At 59.7% G+C, this 26881-nt stretch carries 22 protein-coding genes; 15 read left to right on the forward strand and 7 right to left on the reverse strand.

What is annotated here, in order from left to right:
- Positions 1-98: 98 nt before the first annotated feature.
- A complete protein-coding gene (locus ACM6JQ_RS24060) occupies positions 99-293 on the reverse strand; it encodes a DUF6316 family protein (RefSeq protein ID WP_414894779.1) in 195 nt (64 codons plus the stop codon).
- A 210-nt stretch (positions 294-503) separates the two neighbouring features.
- On the opposite strand from ACM6JQ_RS24060, the gene ACM6JQ_RS24065 reads away from it, so the two are divergent.
- Complete coding sequence (locus ACM6JQ_RS24065) at positions 504-1463, forward strand: DMT family transporter (protein ID WP_007908382.1); 960 nt, start codon at positions 504-506, stop codon at positions 1461-1463.
- Positions 1464-1569: 106 nt separating this feature from the next.
- On the opposite strand, the gene ACM6JQ_RS24070 is transcribed toward ACM6JQ_RS24065, so the two are convergent.
- Positions 1570-2964 carry a class II fumarate hydratase gene (locus tag ACM6JQ_RS24070; protein WP_007908383.1) on the reverse strand — a complete coding sequence of 465 codons (1395 nt, stop codon included), beginning with the start codon at positions 2962-2964 and terminating at the stop codon, positions 1570-1572.
- Between the two features lie 193 nt (positions 2965-3157).
- Between ACM6JQ_RS24070 and ACM6JQ_RS24075 the strand changes: the two genes are divergently transcribed.
- The 7 genes from ACM6JQ_RS24075 to ACM6JQ_RS24105 all read left to right on the forward strand — a co-directional run bounded on the left by ACM6JQ_RS24075 (position 3158) and on the right by ACM6JQ_RS24105 (position 10988).
- Complete coding sequence (locus tag ACM6JQ_RS24075) at positions 3158-3673, forward strand: DUF2059 domain-containing protein (protein ID WP_007908385.1); 516 nt, start codon at positions 3158-3160, stop codon at positions 3671-3673.
- A gap of 12 nt (positions 3674-3685) precedes the next feature.
- Entirely contained in the window at positions 3686-3985 is a 300-nt protein-coding gene (locus ACM6JQ_RS24080) for a BolA family protein (protein ID WP_007908388.1), read from the forward strand.
- Between the two features lie 102 nt (positions 3986-4087).
- Positions 4088-5029 carry a rhodanese-related sulfurtransferase gene (locus ACM6JQ_RS24085; protein WP_150706499.1) on the forward strand — a complete coding sequence of 314 codons (942 nt, stop codon included), beginning with the start codon at positions 4088-4090 and terminating at the stop codon, positions 5027-5029.
- Positions 5030-5064: 35 nt separating this feature from the next.
- Positions 5065-5667, forward strand: a complete 603-nt coding sequence (locus ACM6JQ_RS24090) for a DsbA family protein (protein WP_174245131.1) — start codon at positions 5065-5067, stop codon at positions 5665-5667.
- Entirely contained in the window at positions 5660-7486 is a 1827-nt protein-coding gene (locus ACM6JQ_RS24095) for an ABC transporter ATP-binding protein (RefSeq protein ID WP_007908392.1), read from the forward strand. Before ACM6JQ_RS24090 ends, ACM6JQ_RS24095 begins: the two co-directional genes overlap by 8 nt.
- Positions 7487-7687: 201 nt before the next feature.
- Positions 7688-10147: an EAL domain-containing protein gene (locus ACM6JQ_RS24100; protein WP_414894780.1), complete on the forward strand. Its 2460-nt coding sequence runs from the start codon at positions 7688-7690 to the stop codon at positions 10145-10147.
- 79 nt (positions 10148-10226) lie between these two features.
- Positions 10227-10988, forward strand: a complete 762-nt coding sequence (locus tag ACM6JQ_RS24105; RefSeq protein ID WP_409212648.1) for a TenA family transcriptional regulator — start codon at positions 10227-10229, stop codon at positions 10986-10988.
- Between the two features lie 134 nt (positions 10989-11122).
- Here ACM6JQ_RS24105 and ACM6JQ_RS24110 read toward each other — a convergent pair whose 3' ends face one another.
- The 5 genes from ACM6JQ_RS24110 to ACM6JQ_RS24130 all read right to left on the reverse strand — a co-directional run bounded on the left by ACM6JQ_RS24110 (position 11123) and on the right by ACM6JQ_RS24130 (position 15994).
- Positions 11123-12049 (reverse strand): GGDEF domain-containing protein, encoded by a 927-nt coding sequence (locus ACM6JQ_RS24110; RefSeq protein ID WP_007908395.1) that lies wholly within the window; start codon positions 12047-12049, stop codon positions 11123-11125.
- 361 nt (positions 12050-12410) lie between these two features.
- Positions 12411-13151: a YciK family oxidoreductase gene (locus ACM6JQ_RS24115; protein ID WP_007908397.1), complete on the reverse strand. Its 741-nt coding sequence runs from the start codon at positions 13149-13151 to the stop codon at positions 12411-12413.
- A 76-nt stretch (positions 13152-13227) separates the two neighbouring features.
- Positions 13228-13899, reverse strand: coding sequence for an N-acetylmuramic acid 6-phosphate phosphatase MupP (gene mupP / locus ACM6JQ_RS24120; protein WP_007908398.1), 672 nt, complete (start codon positions 13897-13899; stop codon positions 13228-13230).
- A 4-nt stretch (positions 13900-13903) separates the two neighbouring features.
- Positions 13904-14602: a bifunctional 2-polyprenyl-6-hydroxyphenol methylase/3-demethylubiquinol 3-O-methyltransferase UbiG gene (gene ubiG / locus ACM6JQ_RS24125; protein ID WP_007908399.1), complete on the reverse strand. Its 699-nt coding sequence runs from the start codon at positions 14600-14602 to the stop codon at positions 13904-13906.
- Positions 14603-14659: 57 nt separating this feature from the next.
- Entirely contained in the window at positions 14660-15994 is a 1335-nt protein-coding gene (locus tag ACM6JQ_RS24130; protein WP_123375501.1) for a TRZ/ATZ family hydrolase, read from the reverse strand.
- 108 nt (positions 15995-16102) lie between these two features.
- On the opposite strand from ACM6JQ_RS24130, the gene mtnA reads away from it, so the two are divergent.
- The 7 genes from mtnA to cmk all read left to right on the forward strand — a co-directional run bounded on the left by mtnA (position 16103) and on the right by cmk (position 26767).
- Positions 16103-17179: an S-methyl-5-thioribose-1-phosphate isomerase gene (gene mtnA, locus ACM6JQ_RS24135; protein WP_042704961.1), complete on the forward strand. Its 1077-nt coding sequence runs from the start codon at positions 16103-16105 to the stop codon at positions 17177-17179.
- 434 nt (positions 17180-17613) lie between these two features.
- A complete protein-coding gene (gene gyrA / locus ACM6JQ_RS24140; RefSeq protein WP_007908402.1) occupies positions 17614-20388 on the forward strand; it encodes a DNA gyrase subunit A in 2775 nt (924 codons plus the stop codon).
- 151 nt (positions 20389-20539) lie between these two features.
- Positions 20540-21625: a 3-phosphoserine/phosphohydroxythreonine transaminase gene (gene serC / locus ACM6JQ_RS24145; protein WP_007908403.1), complete on the forward strand. Its 1086-nt coding sequence runs from the start codon at positions 20540-20542 to the stop codon at positions 21623-21625.
- Positions 21625-22719 carry a prephenate dehydratase gene (gene pheA, locus ACM6JQ_RS24150; protein ID WP_007908404.1) on the forward strand — a complete coding sequence of 365 codons (1095 nt, stop codon included), beginning with the start codon at positions 21625-21627 and terminating at the stop codon, positions 22717-22719. The genes serC and pheA overlap by 1 nt, the downstream gene beginning before the upstream one ends.
- Positions 22720-22732: 13 nt before the next feature.
- Entirely contained in the window at positions 22733-23845 is a 1113-nt protein-coding gene (gene hisC / locus ACM6JQ_RS24155) for a histidinol-phosphate transaminase (RefSeq protein WP_007908418.1), read from the forward strand.
- A gap of 28 nt (positions 23846-23873) precedes the next feature.
- Positions 23874-26081, forward strand: coding sequence for a bifunctional prephenate dehydrogenase/3-phosphoshikimate 1-carboxyvinyltransferase (locus ACM6JQ_RS24160; protein WP_414894781.1), 2208 nt, complete (start codon positions 23874-23876; stop codon positions 26079-26081).
- On the forward strand, positions 26078-26767 hold the full coding sequence (cmk, locus tag ACM6JQ_RS24165) for a (d)CMP kinase (RefSeq protein WP_007908422.1): 690 nt from the start codon (positions 26078-26080) through the stop codon (positions 26765-26767). Before ACM6JQ_RS24160 ends, cmk begins: the two co-directional genes overlap by 4 nt.
- Positions 26768-26881: the final 114 nt, after the last annotated feature.

Raw genomic sequence — 26881 nt, forward strand, 5'->3', positions numbered from 1 at the left:
TGGCAAGCCAGCTCCCACAGGTTTCGGAGCGTTCGCAAAATCTGTGTACGCCACCAATCCTGTGGGAGCTGGCTTGCCAGCGATTGGATCACCACCACTTAGCGGTTGGAATCCTGCAGCTGCATCCGCGCGATATAAGCTTTTATCTCCAGCTCAGCCTTCTTGGCACTCTCAAACGGCCCCTCAAGGGTATTTTCCCGAGTGCTGAAATACAGTTCACCATTCACCCGGCACAGCCGGTCGCTGCGAAAGTGCGTGGCGGGGGCACTGTCGCGGGCGCGCATTGCTAACATGATCGGTCTCCTCGGCTGATGTGCTGAAAGGGATCCAATGAGCTTATGCCTGAAGCACTTGGCGCGCCCGCTCAGCCGATCAACGGCGGCGCGTCAATTTACTGCTGCGACCTGCACAGTTTCATTCGCGTCCTGACCGCAACTGTCCCTGTGTCGCGCCCGGTGGCACGCCTAGAATGAGCGCACTTGTCAGCAGGCTTTGGGGTTTCCATGCACATTTCATCGGGTCGCTGGGTCTACGGCTTGTTCCTGGCACTGCTGACTGCGTTTTTGTGGGGCATCCTGCCGATCAAACTCAAACAGGTATTACTGGTGATGGACCCGGTGACGGTGACCTGGTTTCGCCTGCTGGTGTCCGGCGGCTGCCTGTTCATCTATCTGGCGGCGGTAAAACGCCTGCCCAGCCGCAAAGTGCTCGGGCCCAAGGGTGGTTGGCTGGTGTTGATGGCGGTGCTCGGGCTGGTTGGCAACTATGTGCTGTACCTGATGGGCCTCAATCTGCTCAGCCCCGGTACCGCGCAACTGGTGGTGCAGATGGGCCCGATCATGTTGCTGATCGCCAGCCTGTTTGTGTTCAAGGAACGCTTCAGTATTGGCCAGGGGATTGGTCTGGCGGTGTTGTTGATCGGTTTTGTGCTGTTCTTCAATCAGCGGCTGGCCGAACTGCTGACCTCACTGTCGGATTACACCGCCGGAGTGTTGCTGGTGCTGCTGGCTTCGACGGTGTGGACCTTCTACGCGCTGGGCCAGAAGCAATTGCTGACGGTGTGGAATTCGTTGCAGGTGATGATGGTGATCTACCTGTTCTGCGCGCTGTTGCTGACACCGTGGGTGCACCCGCTTGAGGCGCTGAACCTGAATCCCTTGCAGGGTTGGCTGCTGCTGGCGTGCTGCATGAACACGCTGATTGCCTATGGCGCGTTCGCTGAAGCGTTGGCGCATTGGGAGGCGTCGCGGGTCAGTGCGACGTTGGCGATTACGCCGTTGGTAACGTTTGGTGCGGTGGCGATTGCGGCCGGGATCTGGCCCGAGTACGTACATGCCGAGCAGATCAATGCGCTCGGCTATGGCGGGGCGGTGCTGGTGGTGCTGGGTTCGGCGCTGGTGGCGTTGGGGCCGTCGTTGATCGCCGGTTTGAAGGCGCGGCGGATGAAAATGGCCGCCAGTTAAACCGCGCCGCTGCCATTCGCGAGCAGGCTCACTCCTACAGGGGGAATGCGTTCCAAATGTAGGAGTGAGCCTGCTCGCGATGACTTACTAAGAAACGCTACAAATCTCAGCCCTTGGCGCCAGCCTCGATCATATTCTCCGGCCGCACCCACGCATCAAACTCTTCATCGGTGAGATACCCCAGCGCCAACGCCGCCTCACGCAAGGTCAGCCCTTCGCTGTAGGCCTTCTTGGCGATCTCCGCCGACTTGTCATAACCGATATGCGGATTCAGTGCGGTCACCAGCATCAGCCCACGCTCCAGATGTCTGGCCATGACTTCGGCATCCGGCTCCAGCCCGGCAATGCAGTGCTGCTGGAAGTTGCTGCAACCGTCGGCCAGCAAGCGAATCGATTGCAGCAGGTTGTGGATGATCACCGGTTTGAACACGTTCAACTGCAAGTGACCCTGACTGGCGGCAATGCCGATGGTCACGTCATTGCCCAGCACCTGACAGGCGAGCATCGACAGCGCTTCGCATTGGGTCGGGTTGACCTTGCCGGGCATGATTGAACTGCCCGGTTCGTTCGCCGGCAGCCGCACTTCGGCAAACCCTGCGCGTGGCCCGGAGCCAAGCAGACGCAGGTCATTGGCGATTTTCATCAGCGCCACGGCGAGGGTTTTCAGCGCGCCGGAGAGGCTGGTGAGCGGTTCGTGGCCGGCGAGGGCGGCAAACTTGTTCGGTGCAGTGACGAAGGGCAGGCCGGACAACGCCGCCAGTTCTGCGGCAATCGCTTCACCGAAACCGTGCGGCGAGTTCAGCCCGGTACCGACCGCGGTGCCACCCTGGGCCAGTTCACACACCGCCGGCAGTGCCGCGCGGATTGCGCGTTCGGCGTAATCCAGCTGCGCGATGAACCCGGACAACTCCTGACCGAAGGTGATCGGCGTCGCATCCATCATGTGCGTACGCCCGGTCTTCACCAGTTTCATGTGCCGCGCGGCCAGTTCGGCGAGGCCGCCGGACAACTCGGCAATCGCCGGCAGCAGTTGTTCCTGCACCGCTTGCGCGGTGGCGATGCTCATGGCGGTAGGGAAGCAGTCGTTGGAGCTTTGCGAGCGGTTGACGTGATCGTTGGGGTGCACCGGCGTCTTGCCGCCGCGCGGGTTGCCGGCCAGTTCGTTGGCGCGACCGGCGATCACTTCGTTGACGTTCATGTTGCTCTGCGTGCCGCTACCGGTCTGCCAGACCACCAGTGGAAACTGGTCGTCGTGCTGGCCGTCGAGCACTTCGTCAGCGGCCTGTTCGATCAGGCGGGCGATGTCGGCGGGCAGGTCGCCGTTGCGGTCGTTGACCCGGGCCGCGGCTTTCTTGATCAGGGCCAGGGCGTGCAATACCGGCAGCGGCATGCGTTCCTGACCAATGGCGAAGTTGATCAGCGAGCGTTGCGTCTGAGCACCCCAGTAGGCGTCGTCCGGGACTTCGATCTGGCCCAGGCTGTCGGTTTCGATACGGCTCATCGTGCACACTCCTGTTGGTCTGTTTGCGCAGTTTAGGCCCGGTCGGGCCCAGGTGGTTCCCTCGATCCGATTGTTGACCGGTAAAACCCCGCCAATCAAGCGCGGCAAGGCTCGGGGGTTGAGCGACGAGGTTTTTTAGGCGCAGAATGGTCGCCCTTGGGGTTTTACCTCGCCTAGCTGAAAAGGAAACTCGATGACTCGTCTTCGTGCCATCTGCACCGCGGTTGCACTGGTTTGCGCCAGCGGCCAGGTGCTTGCCGATACCGCCAGCCACAACGCCAGTGCTGAAGCTTTCCTGACCCTGGCGCACGCTGACAAGCTGGGCACTCCGGTGTACATGCAAGTGCAGCAAATGTTCGCTCAGCGTTTCGAACAGACCAAAGCCCCGGAAGCCAAGAAAGCCGTACTGGAAACCTACCAGGCCAAGGCCAACGCCGCGCTCGACCAGGCCATCGGCTGGAACAAGCTCAAGCCTGACATGGTCAAGCTCTACACCAGCAACTTCAGCGAATCCGAGCTGAAAGACCTGGTCGCGTTCTACCAGTCGCCACTGGGCAAGAAAGTCCTGGAAAAAATGCCGCAGCTGACTCAGCAATCGGCCCAGATGACCCAGGCCAAACTGGAAAGCGCCGTACCGGTCGTCAACAAGCTGCTCGACGACATGACCAAAGAGCTGACCCCGGCAGCGCCTGCGGCCAAGAAGAAGTAAGCGGAGTTCGTGATGACCATGCAACAACGCATCGAATCGACGCTGGCCCTGCTTCAGCCTGAGCACCTGCAAGTGCTGGATGAAAGCCACATGCACAGTCGCGGGTTACAGACGCACTTCAAGGCCGTGGTGGTCAGCGCGCAGTTCGACGGCCTGAACCGGGTCAAGCGCCACCAGAAAGTCTACGGCACGCTTGGCGAGCTGATGGGCGAGTTCCATGCGTTGGCGCTGCACACCTACACCCCGCAGGAATGGGCAGAGATCGGCGCCGCTCCGGCATCGCCGACCTGTGCTGGCGGCAGCAAGCATTAAGCTTCGGTTTTTTGCTAGAATCCGCAACGCGCCGCTCACCCGGCGCGTTTTTTTTTGAATCCGGTTCACCCTTTGCGAGGGTAGCCACCTGGAGAAATACCCATGACACAACCGATTGTCGTGGCGGCACTGTATAAGTTCGTCACCCTCGAAGATTACGTCAACCTGCGCGAGCCCCTGCTGCAAGCGATGGTCGACAACCAGATCAAAGGCACGCTGCTGATCGCCGAAGAAGGTATCAACGGCACGGTCTCCGGCAGCCGCGAAGGCATCGACGGCCTGCTCGCCTGGCTGAAGAACGACCCACGCATGATCGACATTGATCACAAAGAGTCGTACTGCGACGAGCAGCCGTTCTATCGCACCAAGGTCAAACTGAAGAAAGAGATCGTCACCCTCGGTGTCGAAGGCGTCGACCCGAACAAAAAGGTCGGCACCTACGTTGATCCGCAAGACTGGAACGCGTTGATCAGCGACCCCGAAGTGCTGCTGATCGACACGCGCAACGATTACGAAGTGTCGATCGGCACCTTCGAAGGCGCCATCGATCCGAAAACCACCAGTTTTCGCGAATTCCCCGACTACATCAAAGAACACTTCGACCCGGCCGTGCACAAGAAGGTCGCGATGTTCTGCACCGGTGGCATTCGCTGCGAGAAAGCTTCGAGCTACATGCTCGGCGAAGGCTACGAAGAGGTTTACCACCTCAAGGGTGGCATCCTGAAGTACCTTGAAGAGGTGCCGCAGGAAGAAACCAAGTGGCAGGGCGACTGCTTCGTGTTCGACAACCGTGTGACCGTGCGTCACGACCTCAGCGAAGGCGACTACGATCAATGTCATGCCTGCCGCACACCGGTCAGTGTTGAAGATCGAGCCTCCGAGCATTACGTCGCCGGCATCAGTTGCCCGCATTGCTGGGACAAGCTGAGCGAGAAAACCCGCCGCAGCGCCATCGATCGGCAGAAGCAGATCGAACTGGCCAAGGCGCGCAACATGCCGCACCCGATCGGCTACAACTACAAGCAAGCATCCACCGAGGCTTAACCATGTCTGCGCGCCTGCTCTATGTGATGGATCCGATGTGTTCATGGTGCTGGGGTTTTGCTCCGGTGGCCAAGGCATTGGTCGAGCAGGCGCAAGCAGCCGGGGTGGAGTTGCATCTGGTGGTCGGTGGTTTGCGTACCGGCAGCGGTTCGGCGCTGGAGCCGACTACGCGTCGCTACATTCTTGAACACTGGCAAGCGGTCACCGAGGCCACCGGTCAGGCGTTCAAGTTCGACGGTGCGTTGCCCGATGGTTTTGTCTATGACACTGAGCCGGCCTGCCGGGCGATCGTTACTGCGCGCAGCCTTGCGCCGGATTGCGCGTGGAAACTGGTCGGGCTGATCCAGCAGGCGTTTTACGCTGAAGGTCGCGATGTCACCCAGGCCAGCGTGCTGGTCGAGCTGGCAGAAAAGGCCGGTGTACCGCGTATCGAATTCGCTGCCTTGTTCGATCATGCCGACCAGCACAAAGCGACTCAGGCCGATTTCAGTTGGGTGCAGGATCTGGGCATCGCCGGTTTCCCGACCCTGCTCGCCGAGCGCAACGGTCAACTGGCGCTGCTGACCAACGGCTATCAACCGCTCAGCGAGCTGTCGCCATTGCTCGGCCGCTGGCTGGAACGCGCGGCCTGTGTCTGATCGGGCCGATGACACGCCAGCCGTAAAGCGTGTCGACCGGCTGAGCTGGGCAGAAGTCCGGCGACTGGCATTGAGGCACAAAAAATCCCTGTGGATCGCTAACGGTGTCGCCGTGCTGGCGACGCTGTGCAGCGTGCCGATTCCGTTGCTGCTGCCGCTGCTGGTGGACGAAGTGCTGCTCGGCCATGGCGACGCTGCGCTGAAAGTCATGAATCACGTGCTGCCCGGTATGTGGCAGCAAGCGGCGGGTTACATCGGCTTGATGCTGGTAGTGACACTGACCCTGCGTTGCGGCTCGCTGTGCTTCGGCGTGTTGCAGTCGCGGCTGTTCGCACGGCTGGCCAAAGACATCGTTTATCGTATTCGCGTGCGCCTGATCGAACGCCTGAAGCGGATTTCCCTCGGCGAATACGAAAGCCTCGGCAGCGGCACCGTGACCACGCACCTGGTCACCGACCTGGACACCCTCGACAAATTTGTTGGCGAAACCCTCAGCCGCTTTCTGGTGGCGATGCTGACGCTGGTCGGCACCGCGAGCATCCTGATGTGGATGCACTGGAAACTGGCGCTGTTGATTCTGTTGTTCAATCCGTTGGTGATCTACGCCACGGTGCAGTTGGGCAAACGCGTCAAACACCTGAAGAAACTCGAGAACGACAGCACCTCGCGCTTCACCCAGGCGTTGAGCGAAACCCTCGATGCGATTCAGGAAATCCGTGCCGGTAACCGCCAGGGATTCTTTCTCGGTCGGCTCGGCCTGCGCGCCCAGGAGGTGCGCAACTACGCGGTCAATTCGCAGTGGAAAACCGACGCTTCCAACCGCGCCAGTGGTTTGCTCTTTCAGTTCGGTATCGACATTTTCCGCGCGGCGGCGATGCTCACGGTGTTGTTCTCCGACCTGTCGATCGGCCAGATGCTCGCGGTGTTCAGTTACCTGTGGTTCATGATCGGCCCGGTCGAACAACTGCTCAATCTGCAATACGCCTATTACGCGGCGGGCGGGGCGCTGGCGCGGATCAACGAGTTGTTGGCGCGCGCCGATGAGCCGCAATATCCCGGTGGCGTCGATCCGTTCAAGGGCCGCGACACCGTCGGCATTCAGGTGCAAGGCCTGAGCTTCGGCTACGGCGATGAGCTGGTGCTGGATCAGTTGAATCTGTCGATTGCTCCCGGTGAGAAAGTCGCGATTGTCGGTGCCAGTGGCGGCGGCAAAAGTACCCTCGTGCAGTTGTTGCTCGGGCTTTATACACCGCTGGCCGGCACCATCCGGTTCGGCGGTTCGACCCAGCAGGACATCGGCCTGGAAACGGTTCGCGAAAATGTCGCGGTGGTGTTACAGCACCCGGCGCTGTTCAACGACACCGTGCGCGCCAACCTGACCATGGGCCGCACCCGCAGTGACGAAGCCTGCTGGCAGGCGCTGGAAATCGCTCAACTGGACGCGACCATCCGCGCTTTGCCCAATGGCCTCGACAGTATTGTCGGTCGCTCCGGCGTGCGTCTGTCGGGCGGGCAGCGCCAACGGCTGGCCATCGCGCGGATGATCCTCGCCGAGCCGAAAGTAGTCATCCTCGACGAAGCCACGTCTGCCCTCGACGCCGCCACCGAGTACAACCTGCATCAGGCCATGGCGCGCTTCCTCAATGGCCGCACCACGCTGATCATTGCCCACCGACTGTCGGCGGTGAAACAGGCTGATCGCGTGCTGGTGTTCGATGGTGGTCAGGTCGCTGAAGACGGCGATCACCAGCAGTTGATCGCCGATGGCGGTCTGTATGCCAAGCTCTATGGTCACCTGCAGCAGATCCAGCGCCCTTGAGTTTCGTTCCGGTTTCTGTGCTTAGTGCTTGAATTGCATTGAGTAAATTCAACCGGAACGCGCAAGCAGCACAGCCATTTGCACAATCGGCCTAGAGGACGGCAGAGCTGTCCCTTTGACTTGTCGAAAACTAGCCTAGGCTGAGCTGTCAGGAGCGGGATTTTCCGGTGTTCATCTGGCAGTGCTTGCGCAAGGGATCTCATGAAGCAAAAGCGGACTCTCGGAACGCCACGGTTGTTGGGCATCGTCTGGCCATTTATTGCCGTCGTGTTGTTTCAAGCGTTACTGGGTGGCGTGAGTCTTTACGTGCTCTCGGCCGTTCGCGGTTATGTCGCTGGCGAAAGTCTCTGGTCCAAGGGCCAGAAAGACGCGATCTATTACCTCAATCTGTACGCCGACAGCCGTGACGAGGCGATCTTCCTCAAATACCGCAACGCGATTGCCGTGCCGCAAGGCGGGCATCAGTTACGCCTGGCGCTGGATCATCAACCGCCGGATCTGGCCGCGGCACGCGAAGGTATTCTCAAGGGTGGCAACCACCCGGACGACGTCTCCAGCCTGATCTGGCTGTACCTCAACTTCCGTCATTTCAGTTATCTGGAAACTGCCATTGACCGCTGGACGGTCGGCGATGCCTATCTGGTCGAACTGGATGACGTGGCGCAGGAGATGCACCGCAGCATTTCAGATAGCACGGCCAGCAGCGCCGATATCCAGCGCTGGAAGGCGCGGATTTTCGCCATCAACGATGCCGTGACTCCGGCGGCGAAAGCTTTCAGCGATGCCTTGGGCGAAGGCTCGCGGATGATTCTGCGGCTGCTGCTGTTAACCAATCTGGCCACGGCACTGGGGCTGATCGTGCTGGCCCTGTGGCGCACGTACAAACTGCTCAAGCAGCGTCACGCCTTTGCCGAGGCGCTGCAACTTGAGAAGGATCGGGCGCACGTCACCTTGCATTCGATCGGTGATGGCGTCATCACCACCGATGTCAGTGGTGCCATCGATTACATGAACCCGGCCGCCGAAGCCATGACCCACTGGAAGGCCGAGCAGGCGGCGGGATTGCCGCTGGCAGCGTTGTTCAATTTGCTCGACGACAACGCCCAGGCCGAGGGGCTGACCCTGATCGAGCACATTCTCAGTGGCCAGCTCAGTGGCGGCAGCGAGCATTCGAAACTGATCCAGCGCCTGGATGGCACGACGTTGTCAGTGACGCTGGTCGGCGCACCGATCCGCAATGCCGGCAAGGTCAGCGGCACGGTGCTGGTGTTGCACGACATGACGCAGGAGCGGCAATACATCGCCAACCTGTCGTGGCAGGCGACCCATGATGCGCTGACCGGGTTGGCCAACCGTCGCGAGTTCGAATATCGGCTGGAGCAGGCACTGCATAAGCTCACGCGGCATTCCGGGCGGCATGCGCTGATATTCCTCGACCTCGATCAATTCAAACTGGTCAACGATACCTGTGGTCACGCCGCCGGCGATGAACTGTTAAGGCACATTTGTACGCTGTTGCAATCGGGGCTGCGCGAAGGCGACACGCTGGCGCGCCTGGGCGGTGATGAGTTCGGCATTCTGCTGGAGAACTGCGCGCCAGACGCGGCCGAGAAAATCGCCGAGGCGCTACGCCAGACTGTGCAGAACCTGCATTTTGTCTGGAAAGGGCGGCCGTTCCTGACCACGGTGAGCATTGGTCTGGTGCATATCGCGCAGACCCCGACGACCCTCGAAGCCTCACTGCGCGCGGCCGATATGGCCTGTTACATGGCCAAGGAAAAGGGCCGCAACCGGGTGCAGGTCTACCACGCCGACGATTCCGAGCTGTCGCTGCGCTTTGGCGAAATGGCTTGGGTGCAACGGCTGCACATGGCACTGGAAGAAAACCGCTTTTGTCTGTACGCCCAGGAAATCGCCCCGCTCAAGCCGGGTGACAATAAGGGTGGGCACATCGAGATTCTGCTGCGTCTGCATGATGAAGCCGGGCGGATGATTCTGCCGGACAGTTTCATTCCCGCTGCCGAGCGTTATGGTTTGATGAGTCAACTGGATCGCTGGGTAGTTCAGAACGTATTCAAGGTTATTGCTCAATGTATTGCACAAGAACATCAAGAGCCTTTAGCAATGTGTGCGATTAATCTGTCAGGCATTACTATAGGAGATGACGCGTTTTTGCACTTTCTGCGAGAGCAGTTTGTTAACTACGCAATACCGCCTGAAATGATTTGTTTTGAAATTACAGAAACCAGTGCAATTGCAAATCTGGGCAGCGCAATAAGATTTATTAATGAACTCAAAGGCTTAGGTTGCTATTTTTCATTAGATGACTTTTGTGCCGGAATGTCTTCATTCGCTTATCTGAAACATTTGCCTGTAGACTTCCTGAAGATCGACGGGAGTTTCGTAAAGGATATGCTGGACGACCCGATTAACCGCGCAATGGTCGAAGTGATCAATCACATCGGGCATGTCATGGGTAAGCAGACAATTGCCGAGTTTGTTGAAACAACTCAGATCGAGCAGGCATTGCTCGAAATTGGTGTGGATTACGCTCAGGGTTATGTTATAGAACGCCCACAGTTGTTTACCTGTGACAGTTTGCAAAGTCGGCCCGCCAGACCGCAACCGCTGTTATTCAAAGCGCCTGGCACGTTCCGTTGAAGTCTCTCGCCGATCCTTACAATCACAAATCAAAAGGAGCCGAACAGTGATCGACACATTCAACCGAACCGGACCACTCATGGAAGCTGCAAGTTATCCTGCCTGGGCGCAACAGCTCATTGAGGATTGCAGCGAGAGCAAGCGCCGGGTTGTCGAACATGAACTTTACCTGCGCATGCGTGATAACAAGCTCAGCGCCAGAACCATGCGTCAGTACCTGATCGGGGGCTGGCCGGTGGTTGAGCAGTTTGCGTTGTACATGGCGCAGAACCTCACCAAAACCAGATTTGCCCGGCATCCGGGTGAAGACATGGCGCGGCGCTGGTTGATGCGCAATATCCGCGTTGAACTCAATCACGCCGATTACTGGGTGCATTGGAGCCGGGCACATGGCGTCAGTCTGGAAGACCTTCAGGCTCAACAGGTGCCGCCTGAGTTGCATGCCTTGAGTCATTGGTGCTGGCACACCAGTTCTGCCGATTCGCTGATCGTGGCCATCGCCGCCACCAACTATGCCATTGAAGGCGCGACCGGGGAGTGGTCGGCGCTGGTCTGCTCCACCGGCGTGTATGCCGCAGCGTTTCCCGAAGAGGATCGCAAGCGGGCGATGAAGTGGTTGAAGATGCATGCCCAGTACGACGATGCTCATCCCTGGGAGGCGCTGGAAATCATCTGCACGCTCGCGGGGATGAACCCGAGCAAGGCCTTGCAGGCCGAACTGCGTCAGGCGGTGTGCAAGAGCTATGACTACATGTATCTGTTTCTGGAGCGCTGCATGCAACTGGAGACGTCGGAGCGCTTGTTGGTCAACCGAGAGCGCAGGGCGGTAGTCGAGAGCTGATTCAAGTCTCACGCAATACCAATGTGGGAGCGAGCCTGCTCGCGAAGGGGTCATGTCAGTCAGCATTGCTTTGACTGAATCACCGCTTTCGCGAGCAGGCTCGCTCCCACACTGTTTTGTGTTGGTTGAACAGCTCAGCCCGCCATGGCCAAGCGATTACGCCCTTCGCGCTTGGCCACGTACAGCGCACTGTCAGCGCGGCGCAGCAAGCTGTCGGCCGATTCGCCGGGCAGTAACGTCGAGCATCCCAGGCTCACGGTCAGCTCGATCAACTGGCCATCGGCGTAGTACTCAGCCGCCTGTGTCGCATAACGCAGCCGTTCGCCGACCATTGCCGCCGCTTCGCGGCTGGTGTTGGACAGCAGAATCAGAAACTCTTCCCCGCCGTAACGGAACACCATGTCGACGTTGCGCAATTGTGCCTTGATCGTCGCGGCGATGGCTTTAAGCACGTCATCGCCGGCACTGTGACCATGGCTGTCATTGACCCGTTTGAAGTGGTCGATATCGAGCATCAACAGCGACAACGGTTGCAGGTGGCGACGGGACATTTCGATTTCCCGTTGCAGGGTCTGCTCCATGGCGATGCGGTTGCCGGCGCCGGTCAGCGGATCGCGCAGAGCGCTCTGGGTCGCCTCACGGTAAAGCAGGGCGTTGCGCATCGGGTACAGCAAGGATGACAGCAGCGACTCCAGCTGGCCTTGTTCCTTGTCGTTGAAGCGCTGATTGCGGCGGAACACCAGTTCGCCCATGTGCTCGCCTTCGTGGCTCAGGCTGTAGCTGACCGAGTGATGGCCGCGGCTGCCGAACTCCAGGCGCAAATCGCTGCCTTGGTGCACGTAACTCAGCGCGTCCAATGGCACGAGGCGCTGAACTTCGCGGAAAAACAGGCCGAGGATGCGTTGCGGTTCGAGGCTGGTTTGCAGTTGCAGGCTCATTTGCTGGCGCAATTGCGCCAGACTGGCCGGTCGCTCCAACAAGGGAGGCAATTGACCAAAGCCCAGGCGTTGCAATTTGGCACTGTCAAAGTCAATTGCATTGGTCTGGGAGGGTGATTTCATATGGCGTGAACCCTTAGCAGTAAGTCTGTCTTACAGGCTGGGTGAGAGCGGCTATGGGCTGCGCGTCATACTGATCCATCAGTCCCGTAGGACGTTTGGCGTAAGTTTAGTCTGCCGGATGACGATTAGTCAGCTATCGAAATCGGCCTCGCCCCATTGCCTTCACGTGGCTTGCTTTGAGGAAAATTAGAGCGAAAGTCGTGCCATTCGGTTCGGTTTTATTTAAACCGTTTGGAATCAATGGTTTGGATATTGGGGTGCGAGGTGTGCGCTGGAAATTTGACTGAAATGTGACGGTCGCCAGCGGCAAATGCATGCCGCGACAGGAATCTGCCGCGGCAACAAATGCGACGTATGGCAGTTATTGCGCGTTGAATGCCTGGCCGTTGATGCCGGTACTGTCCGGGCCCATCAGGTACAGGTACACCGGCATGATTTCTTCCGGCGTCGGATTGTTCAGCGGATTTTCTCCCGGATAAGCTTGCGCGCGCATACTGGTGCGCGTACCGCCCGGGTTGATGCTGTTGGAACGCACTGGTGCCACACCATCGACTTCATCGGCCAGGGTTTGCATCAGGCCTTCGGTGGCGAACTTCGAGACGCCATAGGCGCCCCAGTACGCCCGGCCCTTACGCCCGACACTGCTGGAGGTGAACACTACCGAGGCATCCTGCGACAGCTTGAGCAACGGCAGCAGGGTGCTGGTCAGCATGAACATGGCGTTGACGTTGACCTGCATGACGCGCATGAAGTTTTCGCCGGACAACTGCTCGATCGGTGTGCGTGGGCCGATGATCGAAGCGTTATGCAGCAAGCCGTCGAGGTGGCCGAATTCGGCCTCGATCATCGCGGCCAGCTCATCGTATTGATGGGGCAGGGCGGTTTCGAGGTTGAACGGAATCACCGCCGGCTGAGGGTGGCCTGCCGCTTCGATTTCGTCATAGACCTGCGTCAGGTTCGCTTCGGTCTTGCCCAGCAGCAATACGGTGGCGCCGTGGGCGGCGTAGGTTTTCGCCGCAGCCGCGCCAATGCCCCGACCGGCACCGGTGACCAGAATGACCCGATCCTTGAGCAATTCGGGGCGAGCGGAATAATCAAACATAAAAACCTCATCATGGAGTCAGATCGTTCCCCACGCTCCGCGTGGGAATGCAGCCAATGACGCTCTGCGTCAGGTCTCAGCAGCTGCAAAGCGCGCTATCGAGTACCTTGCGCAATTCCGACGGATGATCCACCACCACATCCGCGCCCCAATGACGCGGATTATCGTCCGGGTGGATATAGCCAAACGTCACCGCAGCGGTTTTCGTCCCGGCATCGCGCCCCGATTCGATATCGCGCAGATCATCGCCTACAAACAGAACCGTCGACGGATCCAGATCAAGCATCTTGCACGCAAGGATCAACGGTTCCGGATCCGGCTTGCTGTTTTTCACGTGATCCGGGCAGATCAGCAGCGCCGAACGCTCGGCCAGTCCCAACTGTTGCATGATCGGCTCGGCAAAGCGCAACGGTTTGTTGGTGACCACGCCCCAGATCAGCTTGGCCTTTTCGATATCAGCTAACAGTTCGCCCATGCCGTCGAACAGTTTGCTGTGCACGGCGCAGCCAACCAGATAGCGCTCAAGGAACTCCAGGCGCAGTTCTTCGAAGCCCGGTGATTCCGGGTCCATCGAAAACGTCACCGCAACCATGGCTTTAGCGCCACCGGAGATCTCGTCGCGGATGTGCTTGTCGTTCATCGGCGGCAAACCACGATCCGCGCGCATTGCCTGGCAGATGGCGATGAAGTCCGGCGCCGTGTCGAGCAGGGTGCCGTCCATGTCGAAGAGAACTGCTCTGATGGCCATCGGCTTATTCCTCGCGCAGGGTCTGGATCATGTAGTTGACGTCAACGTCGTTGGCCAGCTTGTAGTGCTTGGTCAGCGGGTTGTAGGTCAGGCCGATGATGTCCTTGACGGTCAGGCCGGCCATGCGGCTCCACGCGCCGAGCTCGGAAGGGCGGATGAATTTCTTGAAGTCGTGGGTGCCGCGCGGCAGCAGCTTCATTATGTATTCAGCGCCGATAATGGCGAACAGGTACGCCTTCGGGTTGCGGTTGATGGTCGAGAAGAACACCTGGCCACCCGGTTTGACCATGCGGAAGCAGGCACGAATGACCGACGATGGATCCGGTACGTGCTCGAGCATTTCCAGACAGGTCACCACGTCGAACTGCTCAGGCATTTCTTCGGCCAGGGCTTCGGCGGTGATCTGGCGGTATTCGACGCTGACGCCGGATTCCAGTTGATGCAGTTGCGCGACCGCCAGTGGCGCCTCGCCCATGTCGATACCCATCACGGTGGCACCGCGTTGCGCCATGGCTTCGCTGAGGATGCCGCCGCCGCAACCGACGTCGAGGACTTTCTTGCCGGCCAGATTGACCCGCTCGTCAATCCAGTTGACCCGCAAAGGGTTGATGTCGTGCAGCGGTTTGAATTCGCTTTCGCGGTCCCACCAGCGATGGGCCAGGGCTTCGAATTTGGCGATTTCGGCGTGGTCGACGTTGCTCATGTTCAATTCCTCTAAAACTTTAAAAGGGCTGTAGCCCCGGCGTGGGCGCCGGGGTGTTTACGATTCGGTGTGGCCGCTGATGCGCTGGCCCCAGGTACGGGCGGTGGCGCCCAGTTGCGCTTCGTCCATGCGCGTCAGGCGTCGGTCGTCGAGCAGTTGTTTGCCGGCGACCCACAGGTGTTTCACGCAATCGCGGCCGGTGGCGTATATAAGCTGCGATACCGGGTCATACACCGGTTGCTGGGCCAGGCCGGAAAGGTCGAAAGCGACGATGTCGGCGGCTTTGCCGATTTCCAGCGAGCCAACCTGTGCTTCGATTCCCAGTGCCCGCGCACCATTCAGGGTGGCCATGCGCAGTGCCCGATGAGCGTCCAGCGCCGTGGCCGAGCCGGCAACGGCTTTGGCCAGCAGGGCGGCAGTGCGGGTTTCGCCGAGCAGATCGAGATCATTATTACTGGCGGCGCCATCGGTGCCGACCGCGACATTCACCCCAGCCTGCCACAAACGCTCGACCGGGCAGAAACCGCTGGCGAGTTTCAGGTTCGATTCCGGGCAATGAATGACGCTGGTGTTGCTTTCTACCAGCAACGCCAGGTCGTCATCGCTGATCTGGGTCATGTGCACGGCCTGGAAGCGCGGGCCGAGCAGGCCCAGACGACCGAGGCGAGCGAGCGGGCGTTCGCCACGCTGCTCCAGCGCTTGTTGGACTTCGAACGCGGTTTCATGCACGTGCATGTGGATCGATGCGTCCAGCTCCTCGGCAATCACGCGGATTTTCTCGAGATTCTCGTCGCCGACGGTGTACGGTGCATGAGGGCCGAAGGTGATCTTGATGCGTTCGTGATGCTTCAAGTCGCCAAACAATTCGACGCCCTGACGAATGGCTTCATCGGCACTGCTGGCGCCCGGGATCGGGAAATCAAGGATCGGAATGGCGATCTGCGCGCGAATGCCGCTGTTGTGCACGCGCTCGCTGGCGACTTTTGGAAAGAAATACATGTCCGAGAAGCAGGTGATGCCGCCCTTGATCTGCTCGGCGATGGCCAGGTCGGTGCCATCACGAACGAAATCTTCATCGACCCACTTGGCCTCGGCCGGCCAGATATGGTTTTCCAGCCAGGTCATCAGCGGCAGATCATCGGCCAGGCCACGGAACAGCGTCATCGCCGCATGGCCGTGGGCGTTGATCAGACCGGGGGCGAGCAGCACGTCCGGCAGTTCGCGGACTTCAGTGGCGTTACACTTCAATGCTTCGGCGCGCGGGCCGATAAACACGATGCGACCGTCGCGGATGCCCAGGCCGTGCTCCTTGAGCACAACGCCTGCAGGTTCGACGGGTACCAGCCAGGTCGGCAGCAATAATAAGTCGAGCGCAATGGCAGGTTTCGGCATCGAGGGTCGGTTCCAGTGCTTTTGTAAAGGATGGCGAAGTATACCCGAGCGTCTTCGCGGGGGGATCGCTATAATCGGCGGCTTTTGTTCATGAGTGCGGGGTGTAGGATGCGCGATCGACTGTTGGCTGCGGAAAAAGTGAAGGCCATCGATTGGCGTGACGGCGCGCTGCACCTGCTGGATCAGCGTATTTTGCCGTTCGAAGAAACCTGGATTGCCTACACCAGCGCCGCCGGCGTGGCCGAGGCGATTCGCTCGATGGTGGTACGTGGCGCGCCGGCCATTGGCATCAGTGCCGCGTATGGCATCGTCCTCGCGGCCCGTGCGCGGATCGCCGAAGGTGGCGATTGGTACGTGGCGCTGGAAGAGGACTTTGCCTTGCTGGCCGATTCCCGTCCGACAGCGGTTAACCTGTTTTGGGCCTTGGGTCGCATGCACGATCGCCTTGATCGCTTGAAAGAGAACGCCGATCCGCTGGCCGCGCTGGAAGCCGAAGCCATCGCCATTCACGAAAGCGACCGCGAAGCCAACCTGACCATGGCCCAGTTGGGCGTTGATCTGATCCGCAAGCATCAGGGCAATGCCCAGGCGATTCTGACTCATTGCAATACTGGCGCGCTGGCCACCGGTGGTTTCGGTACGGCGTTAGGGGTGATTCGTGCAGCCTTCATTGAAGGCATGGTCGAGCGCGTCTATGCCGACGAGACCCGCCCATGGTTGCAAGGCTCGCGTTTGACTGCGTGGGAACTGGCCAACGAAGGCATCCCGGTTACGTTGAATGCCGACTCCGCCGCTGCACACATCATGAAAACCAAGGGCGTGACCTGGGTGATCGTCGGTGCTGACCGAATCACCGCCAATGGTGACGTGGCGAACAAGATCGGCACCTATCAACTGGCGGTCAACGCCATGCACCACGGTGTGCGCTTCATGGTCGTGGCACCGAGTTCCACCATCGACATGAATCTGGCCAGCGGTGACGACATTCCGATCGAGGAGCGTGACGGCGCCGAGTTGCTGGAAGTCGGCGGCAAGCGTGTCGGTGCGGACGTTGAAGCGTTCAATCCGGTGTTTGACGTGACGCCGGCGGATCTCATCGACGCGATCGTCACCGAAAAAGGCATCGTCGAACGCCCGGACACCGCGAAAATGGCCCAGTTGATGTGCCGCAAACGCCTGCATTAATGCGGTGATACTCAATGTAGGAGCTGCCGAAGGCTGCGATCTTTTGATTTTGCTTTTTAGAGGGCAGGATCAAAAGATCGCAGCCTTCGGCAGCTCCTACAGGTGTTTGTACCCCTAAATGTCAATAAACATCCGCAAATCAGCCCTCAAATCTGCATTCAAAGAAGCTCTGAGCTTCTCTCGTCCCCGTTAAGCCTGTCACCGGTCAACTAACTATGCTCCATGCGCATCTGGGGGATAGGTGCGTGGCGGCCTTTGTGATAACATCCGGCGTTTTCCGAGGCAGCTCCACGGAGCTGTCTTTACTGCGCAAATCCGCGATCCAATGTTGATTTGTCGTAAGTCGGCGCATGGCACTCGGCCTGCCCCGGCGAGCTTCGTTGCTCCCACATGGATATGACGAAGTTTCACCAGAAAAAGGAATCAGGCTTCTCATGGGCGAACTGGCCAAAGAAATCCTCCCGGTCAATATCGAAGACGAGCTGAAACAGTCCTACCTCGACTACGCGATGAGCGTAATCGTCGGCCGTGCACTGCCGGATGCGCGCGATGGCCTCAAGCCCGTGCACCGTCGCGTACTGTTCGCGATGAGCGAGCTGGGCAACGACTTCAACAAGCCGTACAAGAAATCTGCCCGTGTTGTCGGCGACGTGATCGGTAAGTATCACCCGCACGGTGACACTGCCGTGTACGACACCATCGTTCGTATGGCTCAGCCTTTCTCCCTGCGCTACCTGCTGGTAGACGGTCAGGGCAACTTCGGTTCGGTCGACGGCGACAACGCTGCGGCGATGCGATACACCGAAGTGCGCATGACCAAGCTGGCGCACGAGCTGCTGGCTGACCTGCACAAAGAAACCGTGGACTGGGTGCCGAACTACGACGGCACCGAAATGATCCCGGCGGTCATGCCGACCCGTATCCCCAACCTGCTGGTCAACGGCTCCAGCGGTATCGCCGTGGGCATGGCGACCAACATTCCGCCACACAACCTCGGTGAAGTCATCGACGGTTGCCTGGCACTCATCGACAACCCTGAGCTGACCGTCGACGAGTTGATGCAGTACATCCCCGGTCCGGACTTCCCGACCGCCGCGATCATCAATGGTCGCGCCGGCATCATCGAAGCCTACCGCACCGGTCGCGGGCGCATTTATATGCGCGCCCGCTCGATCATCGAAGACATCGACAAGGTCGGTGGCCGTCAGCAGATCGTCATCACCGAACTCCCTTACCAGCTGAACAAGGCGCGTCTGATCGAGAAGATCGCCGAGCTGGTCAAAGAGAAGAAGCTGGAAGGCATCACTGAACTGCGCGACGAGTCCGACAAGGACGGTATGCGCGTCGTGATCGAACTGCGTCGCGGCGAAGTGCCTGAGGTGATCCTCAACAACCTCTACGCCCAGACCCAGCTGCAATCGGTATTCGGCATCAACATCGTTGCGCTGATCGATGGTCGTCCACGCATCCTGAACCTCAAGGATCTGCTGGAAGCCTTCGTCCGTCACCGTCGCGAAGTCGTTACCCGCCGTACCGTGTTCGAACTGCGCAAGGCGCGCGAGCGTGGTCATATCCTCGAAGGTCAGGCCGTTGCCCTGTCGAACATCGACCCGGTTATCGCGCTGATCAAGGCTTCGCCGACGCCGTCGGAAGCAAAAGAAGCCCTGGTCAGCACGCCGTGGGAATCCTCGGCAGTGGTGGCGATGGTGGAACGTGCCGGTGCCGATTCGTGCCGTCCGGAAAACCTCGATCCGCAATACGGTCTGCGCGAAGGCAAGTACTTCCTGTCGCCAGAACAGGCGCAAGCCATTCTGGAACTGCGTCTGCACCGTCTGACCGGTCTGGAACACGAAAAACTGCTGGCCGAGTATCAAGAGATTCTTAACCAGATCGGCGAGCTGATCCGCATCCTCAACAGCGCCGTGCGCCTGATGGAAGTGATCCGCGAAGAGCTGGAAGTGATCCGCGCCGAATACGGCGACCAGCGTCGCACCGAAATTCTCGATGCCCGTCTTGATCTGACCCTGGGTGACATGATCCCGGAAGAAGAACGCGTCGTGACCATCTCCCACGGTGGCTACGCCAAGACCCAGCCGCTGGCTGCGTATCAGGCTCAGCGTCGTGGCGGTAAAGGCAAATCGGCCACCGGCGTCAAGGATGAGGACTACATCGCTCACCTGCTGGTTGCCAACAGTCACACCACGCTGCTGCTGTTTTCCAGCAAGGGCAAGGTGTACTGGCTCAAGACCTACGAGATTCCGGAAGCGTCCCGCGCCGCCCGAGGCCGTCCGCTGGTCAACCTTCTGCCATTGAGCGAAGGCGAGTACATCACCACCATGCTGCCGGTCGATCTCGAAGCCATGAAGCGTCAGGCTGATGAAGAAGAAGCCGAAGGCGTCGAGGCTGATGTAGAAGAGATCGAAAACAGCAACGAAACCGATGAAGAGCGTCGCGCTCGCATCAAGGCTGCCGATCGCAAGAAGGCGCCGTTCATCTTCATGTCTACTGCCAACGGTACCGTGAAGAAGACTCCGCTGGTGGCCTTCAGCCGTCAGCGCAGCGTTGGTCTGATCGCGCTGGAACTGGACGAAGGCGACATCCTGATCTCCGCAGCCATCACCGATGGCGAGCAGGAAATCATGCTGTTCTCCGACGGCGGCAAAGTGACGCGCTTCAAGGAATCCGAAGTTCGCGCCATGGGCCGTACCGCCCGCGGTGTGCGTGGCATGCGTCTGCCGGAAGGGCAGAAGCTGATCTCCATGTTGATTCCGGAAGAGGGCAGCGAAATCCTCACCGCCTCCGAGCGCGGCTACGGCAAGCGCACGGCGATCACCGAGTTCCCTGAATACAAACGTGGCGGTCAGGGCGTTATCGCGATGGTCAGCAACGAGCGTAACGGCCGTCTGGTCGGCGCAGTTCAGGTGCAGGACGGTGAAGAAATCATGCTGATCTCCGATCAGGGCACCCTGGTGCGTACCCGTGTCGACGAAGTGTCGAGCCTGGGTCGTAACACTCAAGGTGTAACGCTGATCAAGCTGGCCAAGGATGAAACCCTGGTCGGGCTGGAGCGGGTTCAGGAGCCTTCGGAAGTTGAGGGTGAAGAGCTTGAGGGTGAAGAGGGCGAGGAATTCGAAGGCACTGTCGTAAACGACGATGCCGGTGAAGACCAGCAACTCGACGCCGCAGCAGACGAAGAACCGCAAGAATAAGCGGACAAACGAGGGGGCGGATGAGAATTCGCCCCCTTGTTATTTGTCCGGTATGAATTTCCCCTGTAGGAGTTGCCGAAGGCTCCTACAGAGGTAGACCTATCAGATTTACAGATTTTTTGTGTATCACCAAGTCAGAGCGAGATTGGATGTGAGCAAGCGAGCCTATAACTTCTGCGCCGGTCCTGCGGCGCTTCCTGAAGCTGTCCTGCAGCGCGCCCAGGGTGAACTCCTTGATTGGCATGGCAAGGGTCTGTCGGTCATGGAAATGAGCCATCGCAGCGATGAGTTCGTGTCCATCGCCACCCAGGCCGAGCAGGATCTGCGTGACCTGCTGAATATCCCGTCGAACTATAAAGTGCTGTTTCTGCAAGGTGGCGCCAGCCAGCAATTCGCGCAGATCCCACTGAACCTGCTGCCTGAAGGCGGTTCTGCCGACTATATCGACACCGGTATCTGGTCGCAGAAAGCCATTGAAGAAGCTTCGCGCTACGGCCACGTCAATGTTGCCGCCACCGCCAAGCCATACGATTATTTCGCTATCCCGGGCCAGAACGAGTGGAAGCTGTCGAAAGACGCCGCTTATGTTCACTACGCGCCGAACGAAACCATCGGTGGTCTGGAATTCCAGTGGATTCCTGAAGTCGGTGATGTACCGCTGGTAGCCGACATGTCTTCGGACATCCTCTCGCGCCCGGTCGATATCTCGCGTTTCGGCATGATCTACGCCGGCGCACAGAAGAACATCGGCCCGAGCGGTATCGTGGTCAACATCATCCGCGAAGACCTGCTCGGCAAGGCGCGCGCGCTGTGCCCGACCATGCTCGACTACAAAGTCGCAGCGGATAACGGCTCGATGTACAACACCCCGCCGACCTTGGCCTGGTACCTGTCCGGCCTGGTGTTCCAGTGGCTGAAAGAGCAGGGCGGTGTCGAAGCGATCGCCAAGCTCAACGACGTCAAACAGCGCACGCTGTACGACTTCATCGACGCCAGCGGCCTCTACAGCAACCCGATCAACAAATCGGATCGCTCGTGGATGAACGTGCCGTTCCGTCTGGCCGATGATCGTCTGGACAAGCCGTTCCTCGTCGGTGCCGAAGAGCGCGGCTTGCTCAATCTGAAGGGCCACCGCTCCGTGGGCGGCATGCGCGCCTCCATCTACAACGCCGTCGACATCACCGCGGTTAATGCGCTGGTGGCGTACATGGCTGAATTCGAGAAGGAACACGGCTGATGTCCGAGCAAGAACTCAAGGCACTGCGCGTTCGCATTGACGCTCTGGACACCAAAGTCATGGAGCTGATCAGTGAGCGTGCGCGTTGCGCCCAGGAAGTCGCGCGAGTAAAGATGGCCTCGCTGGCCGAAGGCGAAGTGCCGGTGTTCTATCGTCCTGAGCGCGAAGCTCAGGTGCTCAAGCGGGTGATGGAGCGCAATCAGGGGCCGCTGGGCAACGAAGAGATGGCGCGGTTGTTCCGTGAAATCATGTCGTCGTGCCTGGCGCTGGAGCAGCCACTGAAAGTGGCTTATCTCGGTCCTGAAGGCACCTTCACCCAAGCCGCAGCGATGAAACACTTCGGTCACGCGGTGATCAGCAAGCCGATGGCGGCGATCGACGAAGTGTTTCGTGAGGTGGCGGCCGGTGCGGTGAATTTTGGCGTGGTGCCGGTGGAAAACTCCACCGAAGGCGCGGTCAACCACACGCTGGACAGCTTCCTCGAACACGACATGGTCATCTGTGGCGAAGTCGAGTTGCGCATTCACCATCACCTGTTGGTCGGTGAAAATACCAAGACCGACAGCATCAGCCGCATCTATTCCCACGCGCAATCGCTGGCCCAGTGCCGCAAGTGGCTGGACGCGCATTACCCGAATGTCGAGCGCGTGGCGGTGTCGAGCAACGCCGAAGCGGCCAAGCGGGTTAAAGGCGAGTGGAATTCGGCGGCGATTGCCGGCGACATGGCGGCAGGGCTGTATGGCCTGACGCGTCTGGCCGAGAAGATCGAAGACCGTCCCGACAACTCGACGCGCTTCCTGATGATCGGTAACCAGGAAGTGCCGCCGACCGGCGACGACAAGACTTCGATCATCGTGTCGATGAGCAACAAGCCCGGCGCGCTCCATGAGTTGCTGGTGCCGTTCCACGACAACGGGATCGACCTGACCCGTATCGAAACCCGTCCGTCGCGCAGTGGCAAATGGACCTACGTGTTCTTCATCGACTTCGTCGGCCATCACCGTGATCCGTTGATCAAAGGTGTATTGGAAAAGATCAGTCAGGAAGCAGTAGCACTCAAAGTGCTGGGTTCCTACCCGAAAGCAGTTCTCTAAGGGGCGGTAGCAAATGAGTGGCAACTTCCTCGCTCTGGCACAGCCGGGCGTGCAACAACTTTCGCCGTACGTTCCGGGCAAGCCTGTGGACGAACTGGCGCGCGAGCTGGACCTGGATCCGGCAAAAATCGTCAAACTGGCGAGCAACGAAAACCCGCTGGGTGCCAGTCCGAAAGCCTTGGCGGCGATCCGCGAAGAGCTGGCCGAGTTGACGCGTTACCCGGACGGCAACGGTTTCGCGCTGAAATCCCTGCTGGCCGAGCAATGCCGCGTCGAGCTGAATCAGGTCACGCTGGGCAACGGTTCCAACGACATTCTTGAACTGGTCGCGCGCGCCTATCTGGCGCCGGGTCTGAATGCCGTGTTCAGTGAGCACGCTTTCGCTGTGTACCCGATTGCCACCCAGGCAGTCGGCGCCCAAGCCAAAGTGGTGCCGGCGAAAGATTGGGGGCATGACCTGCCTGCAATGCTCGCGGCCATCGATGCCAACACCCGCGTGGTGTTTATCGCCAACCCGAACAACCCGACCGGTACCTGGTTCGGTGCTGAAGCGCTGGACGAGTTCCTGCAGGACGTTCCGGAGCATGTGCTGGTGGTGCTGGACGAGGCTTACATCGAGTACGCCGAAGGCAGCGATCTGCCGGACGGTCTGGATTTCCTCGCCGCTTACCCGAATCTGCTGGTCTCGCGCACCTTCTCCAAAGCCTATGGCCTGGCGGCATTGCGCGTTGGCTACGGTCTGTCGACTGCGGTTGTGGCTGACGTGCTGAACCGCGTTCGCCAGCCGTTCAACGTCAACAGTCTGGCCCTCGCGGCAGCCTGCGCAGCGCTGAAGGATGAGGAATATCTGGCGCAAAGCCGTCAGCTCAATGAGTCGGGTATGCAGCAGTTGCAGGCCGGCTTCCGTGAGCTGGGGCTGAGCTGGATCGAATCCAAAGGCAATTTCATCTGCGTCGACCTCGGTCAGGTCGCGGCTCCGGTGTTCCAGGGCTTGCTGCGCGAAGGCGTGATCGTGCGTCCGGTAGCCAACTACGGCATGCCGAACCACCTGCGGGTGACCATCGGTCTGCCGGCGGAAAACAGCCGCTTCCTCGAAGCGCTGCGCAAGGTTCTGGCTCGTGGGTGATGTCACTGCATTGCAATCTGCTGCACCTATGATCGGTCGCCTTGTGGTGGTCGGTCTGGGGTTGATCGGTGGTTCGTTTGCCAAAGGCTTGCGTGAAAGCGGTATCTGCCGCGAAGTGGTCGGGGTCGATCTCGACCCGCAGTCGCGCAAGTTGGCGGTTGAGCTAGGCGTTGTGGATCGCTGTGAAGATGACTTGGCAACCGCATGCCAGGGCGCTGACGTGATTCAGTTGGCGGTGCCGATTCTGGCCATGGAGAAAGTGCTCGCGCGGTTGGCGAACATGGATCTGGGCTCGGCGATTCTGACCGATGTCGGCAGCGCCAAAGGCAATGTCGTGCGCGCGGCGACCGAAGCGTTTGGCGCTATGCCGCCGCGATTCGTACCGGGTCATCCGATTGCCGGTTCCGAGCAGAGCGGGGTGGAAGCCTCCAATGCCGAACTGTTCCGTCGCCACAAAGTGATTCTCACGCCGCTTGAGCAAACCGATCCGGCGGCGCTGGTTGTGGTTGATCGTCTGTGGCGCGAATTGGGCGCCGACGTCGAGCACATGCAGGTCGAGCGTCACGATGAAGTGCTGGCCGCGACCAGTCATCTGCCGCATCTGCTGGCCTTCGGTCTGGTCGATTCGTTGGCCAAGCGCAATGAAAATCTTGAGATCTTCCGTTACGCTGCGGGCGGTTTCCGCGATTTCACAAGAATCGCCGGAAGCGACCCGGTGATGTGGCACGACATCTTCCTCGCCAACCGCGAGGCTGTCCTGCGCACACTCGATACATTTCGCAGCGACCTCGACGCCTTGCGCGACGCGGTCGATGCAGGGGATGGGCACCAATTGTTGGGCGTTTTCACTCGCGCCCGGGTTGCCCGCGAGCATTTCAGTAAAATCCTGGCCCGCAGGGCCTATGTGGACGCTATGAATTCCAACGATCTGATCTTCCTGGCTCAACCTGGTGGCCGCCTGTCCGGTCGGATTCGCGTACCGGGTGACAAATCGATTTCCCACCGCTCGATCATGCTCGGCTCGCTGGCCGAAGGCGTCACCGAAGTCGAAGGCTTCCTCGAGGGCGAAGATGCTCTGGCGACCTTACAGGCATTCCGCGACATGGGCGTGGTCATCGAAGGCCCGCACCACGGCCGCGTGACCATCCACGGTGTCGGCCTGCATGGCTTGAAACCTGCGCCGGGCCCGATCTATCTGGGCAACTCCGGCACTTCGATGCGTTTGCTGTCCGGCCTGCTGGCTGCGCAGAACTTCGATAGCGTTTTGACTGGCGATGCCTCGCTGTCCAAGCGTCCGATGAATCGCGTGGCCAATCCACTGCGTGAAATGGGCGCCGTGATTGAAACTGCTGCTGAAGGTCGTCCGCCGATGACCATTCGTGGCGGACACAAGCTCAAAGGCCTGACTTACACCATGCCGATGGCCAGTGCTCAGGTGAAGTCCTGCCTGCTGCTCGCCGGTCTGTACGCTGAAGGCAAGACCACCGTGACCGAGCTGGCTCCGACTCGCGACCACACCGAGCGCATGCTGCGTGGTTTCGGTTATCCGGTGAGTGTTGATGGCGCTACGGCATCGGTCGAGTCCGGCGGCAAGCTGGCTGCAACCCACATTGAAGTGCCGGGCGACATCTCGTCGTCGGCATTCTTCCTTGTAGCGGCCTCGATCGCCGAAGGTTCCGAGCTGGTGCTTGAGCACGTCGGCATCAACCCGACCCGCACTGGCGTGATCGACATCCTGCGCCTGATGGGCGCGGACATCACTCTGGAAAACCAGCGTGAAGTCGGCGGCGAGCCGGTGGCTGACCTGCGCGTGCGAGCAGCTAAACTCAAAGGTATCGAGATTCCTGAAGCGCTGGTGCCACTGGCGATCGACGAATTCCCGGTGTTGTTCGTCGCCGCTGCCTGTGCCGAAGGGCGCACCGTGCTGACCGGCGCCGAAGAGCTGCGGGTCAAGGAATCGGATCGCATTCAGGTCATGGCAGACGGTTTGCTGGCGCTGGGCGTCAAATGCCAGCCGACTCCGGACGGCATCATCATCGACGGCGGCCAGATTGGCGGCGGCGAAGTGCATGGTCATGGCGATCACCGTATCGCGATGGCATTCAGTGTGGCGTCGCTGCGCGCTACTGCACCGATCCGCATCCATGATTGCGCCAACGTCGCGACGTCGTTCCCGAACTTCCTCGCACTGTGCGGGCAGGTCGGTATTCGTGTGGCACAAGAGGCTCAGTCGTGAAATACATTGCACCGGTCATCACCATTGATGGGCCAAGCGGCTCGGGCAAAGGCACCGTAGCCGGGATTCTGGCCAAGCGTCTGGGCTGGAACCTGCTGGATTCCGGTGCGTTGTACCGCTTGCTGGCATTTGCTGCGCACAACCACGGTGTGGATCTGACCAATGAAGAGCTGCTGAAGAAACTCGCCGCTCATCTGGATGTTCAGTTCATTGCGGCGACCGATGGTCAGTTGCAACGGATCATTCTGGAAGGCGACGAAGTCAGCGATGTCATTCGCACCGAAAGCGTCGGTTCCGGCGCTTCGCAAGTGGCGGCATTGCCGGCCGTACGCGAGGCACTGCTGCAGCGCCAGCGTGCTTTTCAGGAGGCGCCGGGTCTGGTGGCCGATGGTCGCGACATGGGCACGGTGGTTTTTCCTGATGCGCCGCTGAAGATTTTCCTGACCGCCAGTGCCGAGGAGAGGGCGCGCCGTCGATATTTGCAGTTGAAGGGCAAAGTCGAGGGTGTTAGTCTGTCGAGTCTGCTAGATGAGATCCGTGCACGCGACGAGCGTGACACCCAGCGAGCGGTAGCCCCGCTTAAGCCGGCGGCTGACGCCATACAGCTGGATTCCACGGAGTTGTCCATCGATCAGGTGCTTGAACGCATCATGAGCGAGATCGCCATTCGCGATATCGCCGGGTGACCAAGAAGGCGGCAGGGGACCAGTCATAGTCCTGCAGCGCTTCTTTTTAATGAAACTAACCCACACCGTCTGGGGTGTGGAGATGGGCGTATCCTTCGCCCTCATTTACAGGAA

It is taken from the genome of Pseudomonas sp. IT-232MI5, from assembly GCF_949767845.1.
Classification (GTDB): Bacteria; Pseudomonadota; Gammaproteobacteria; order Pseudomonadales; family Pseudomonadaceae; genus Aquipseudomonas.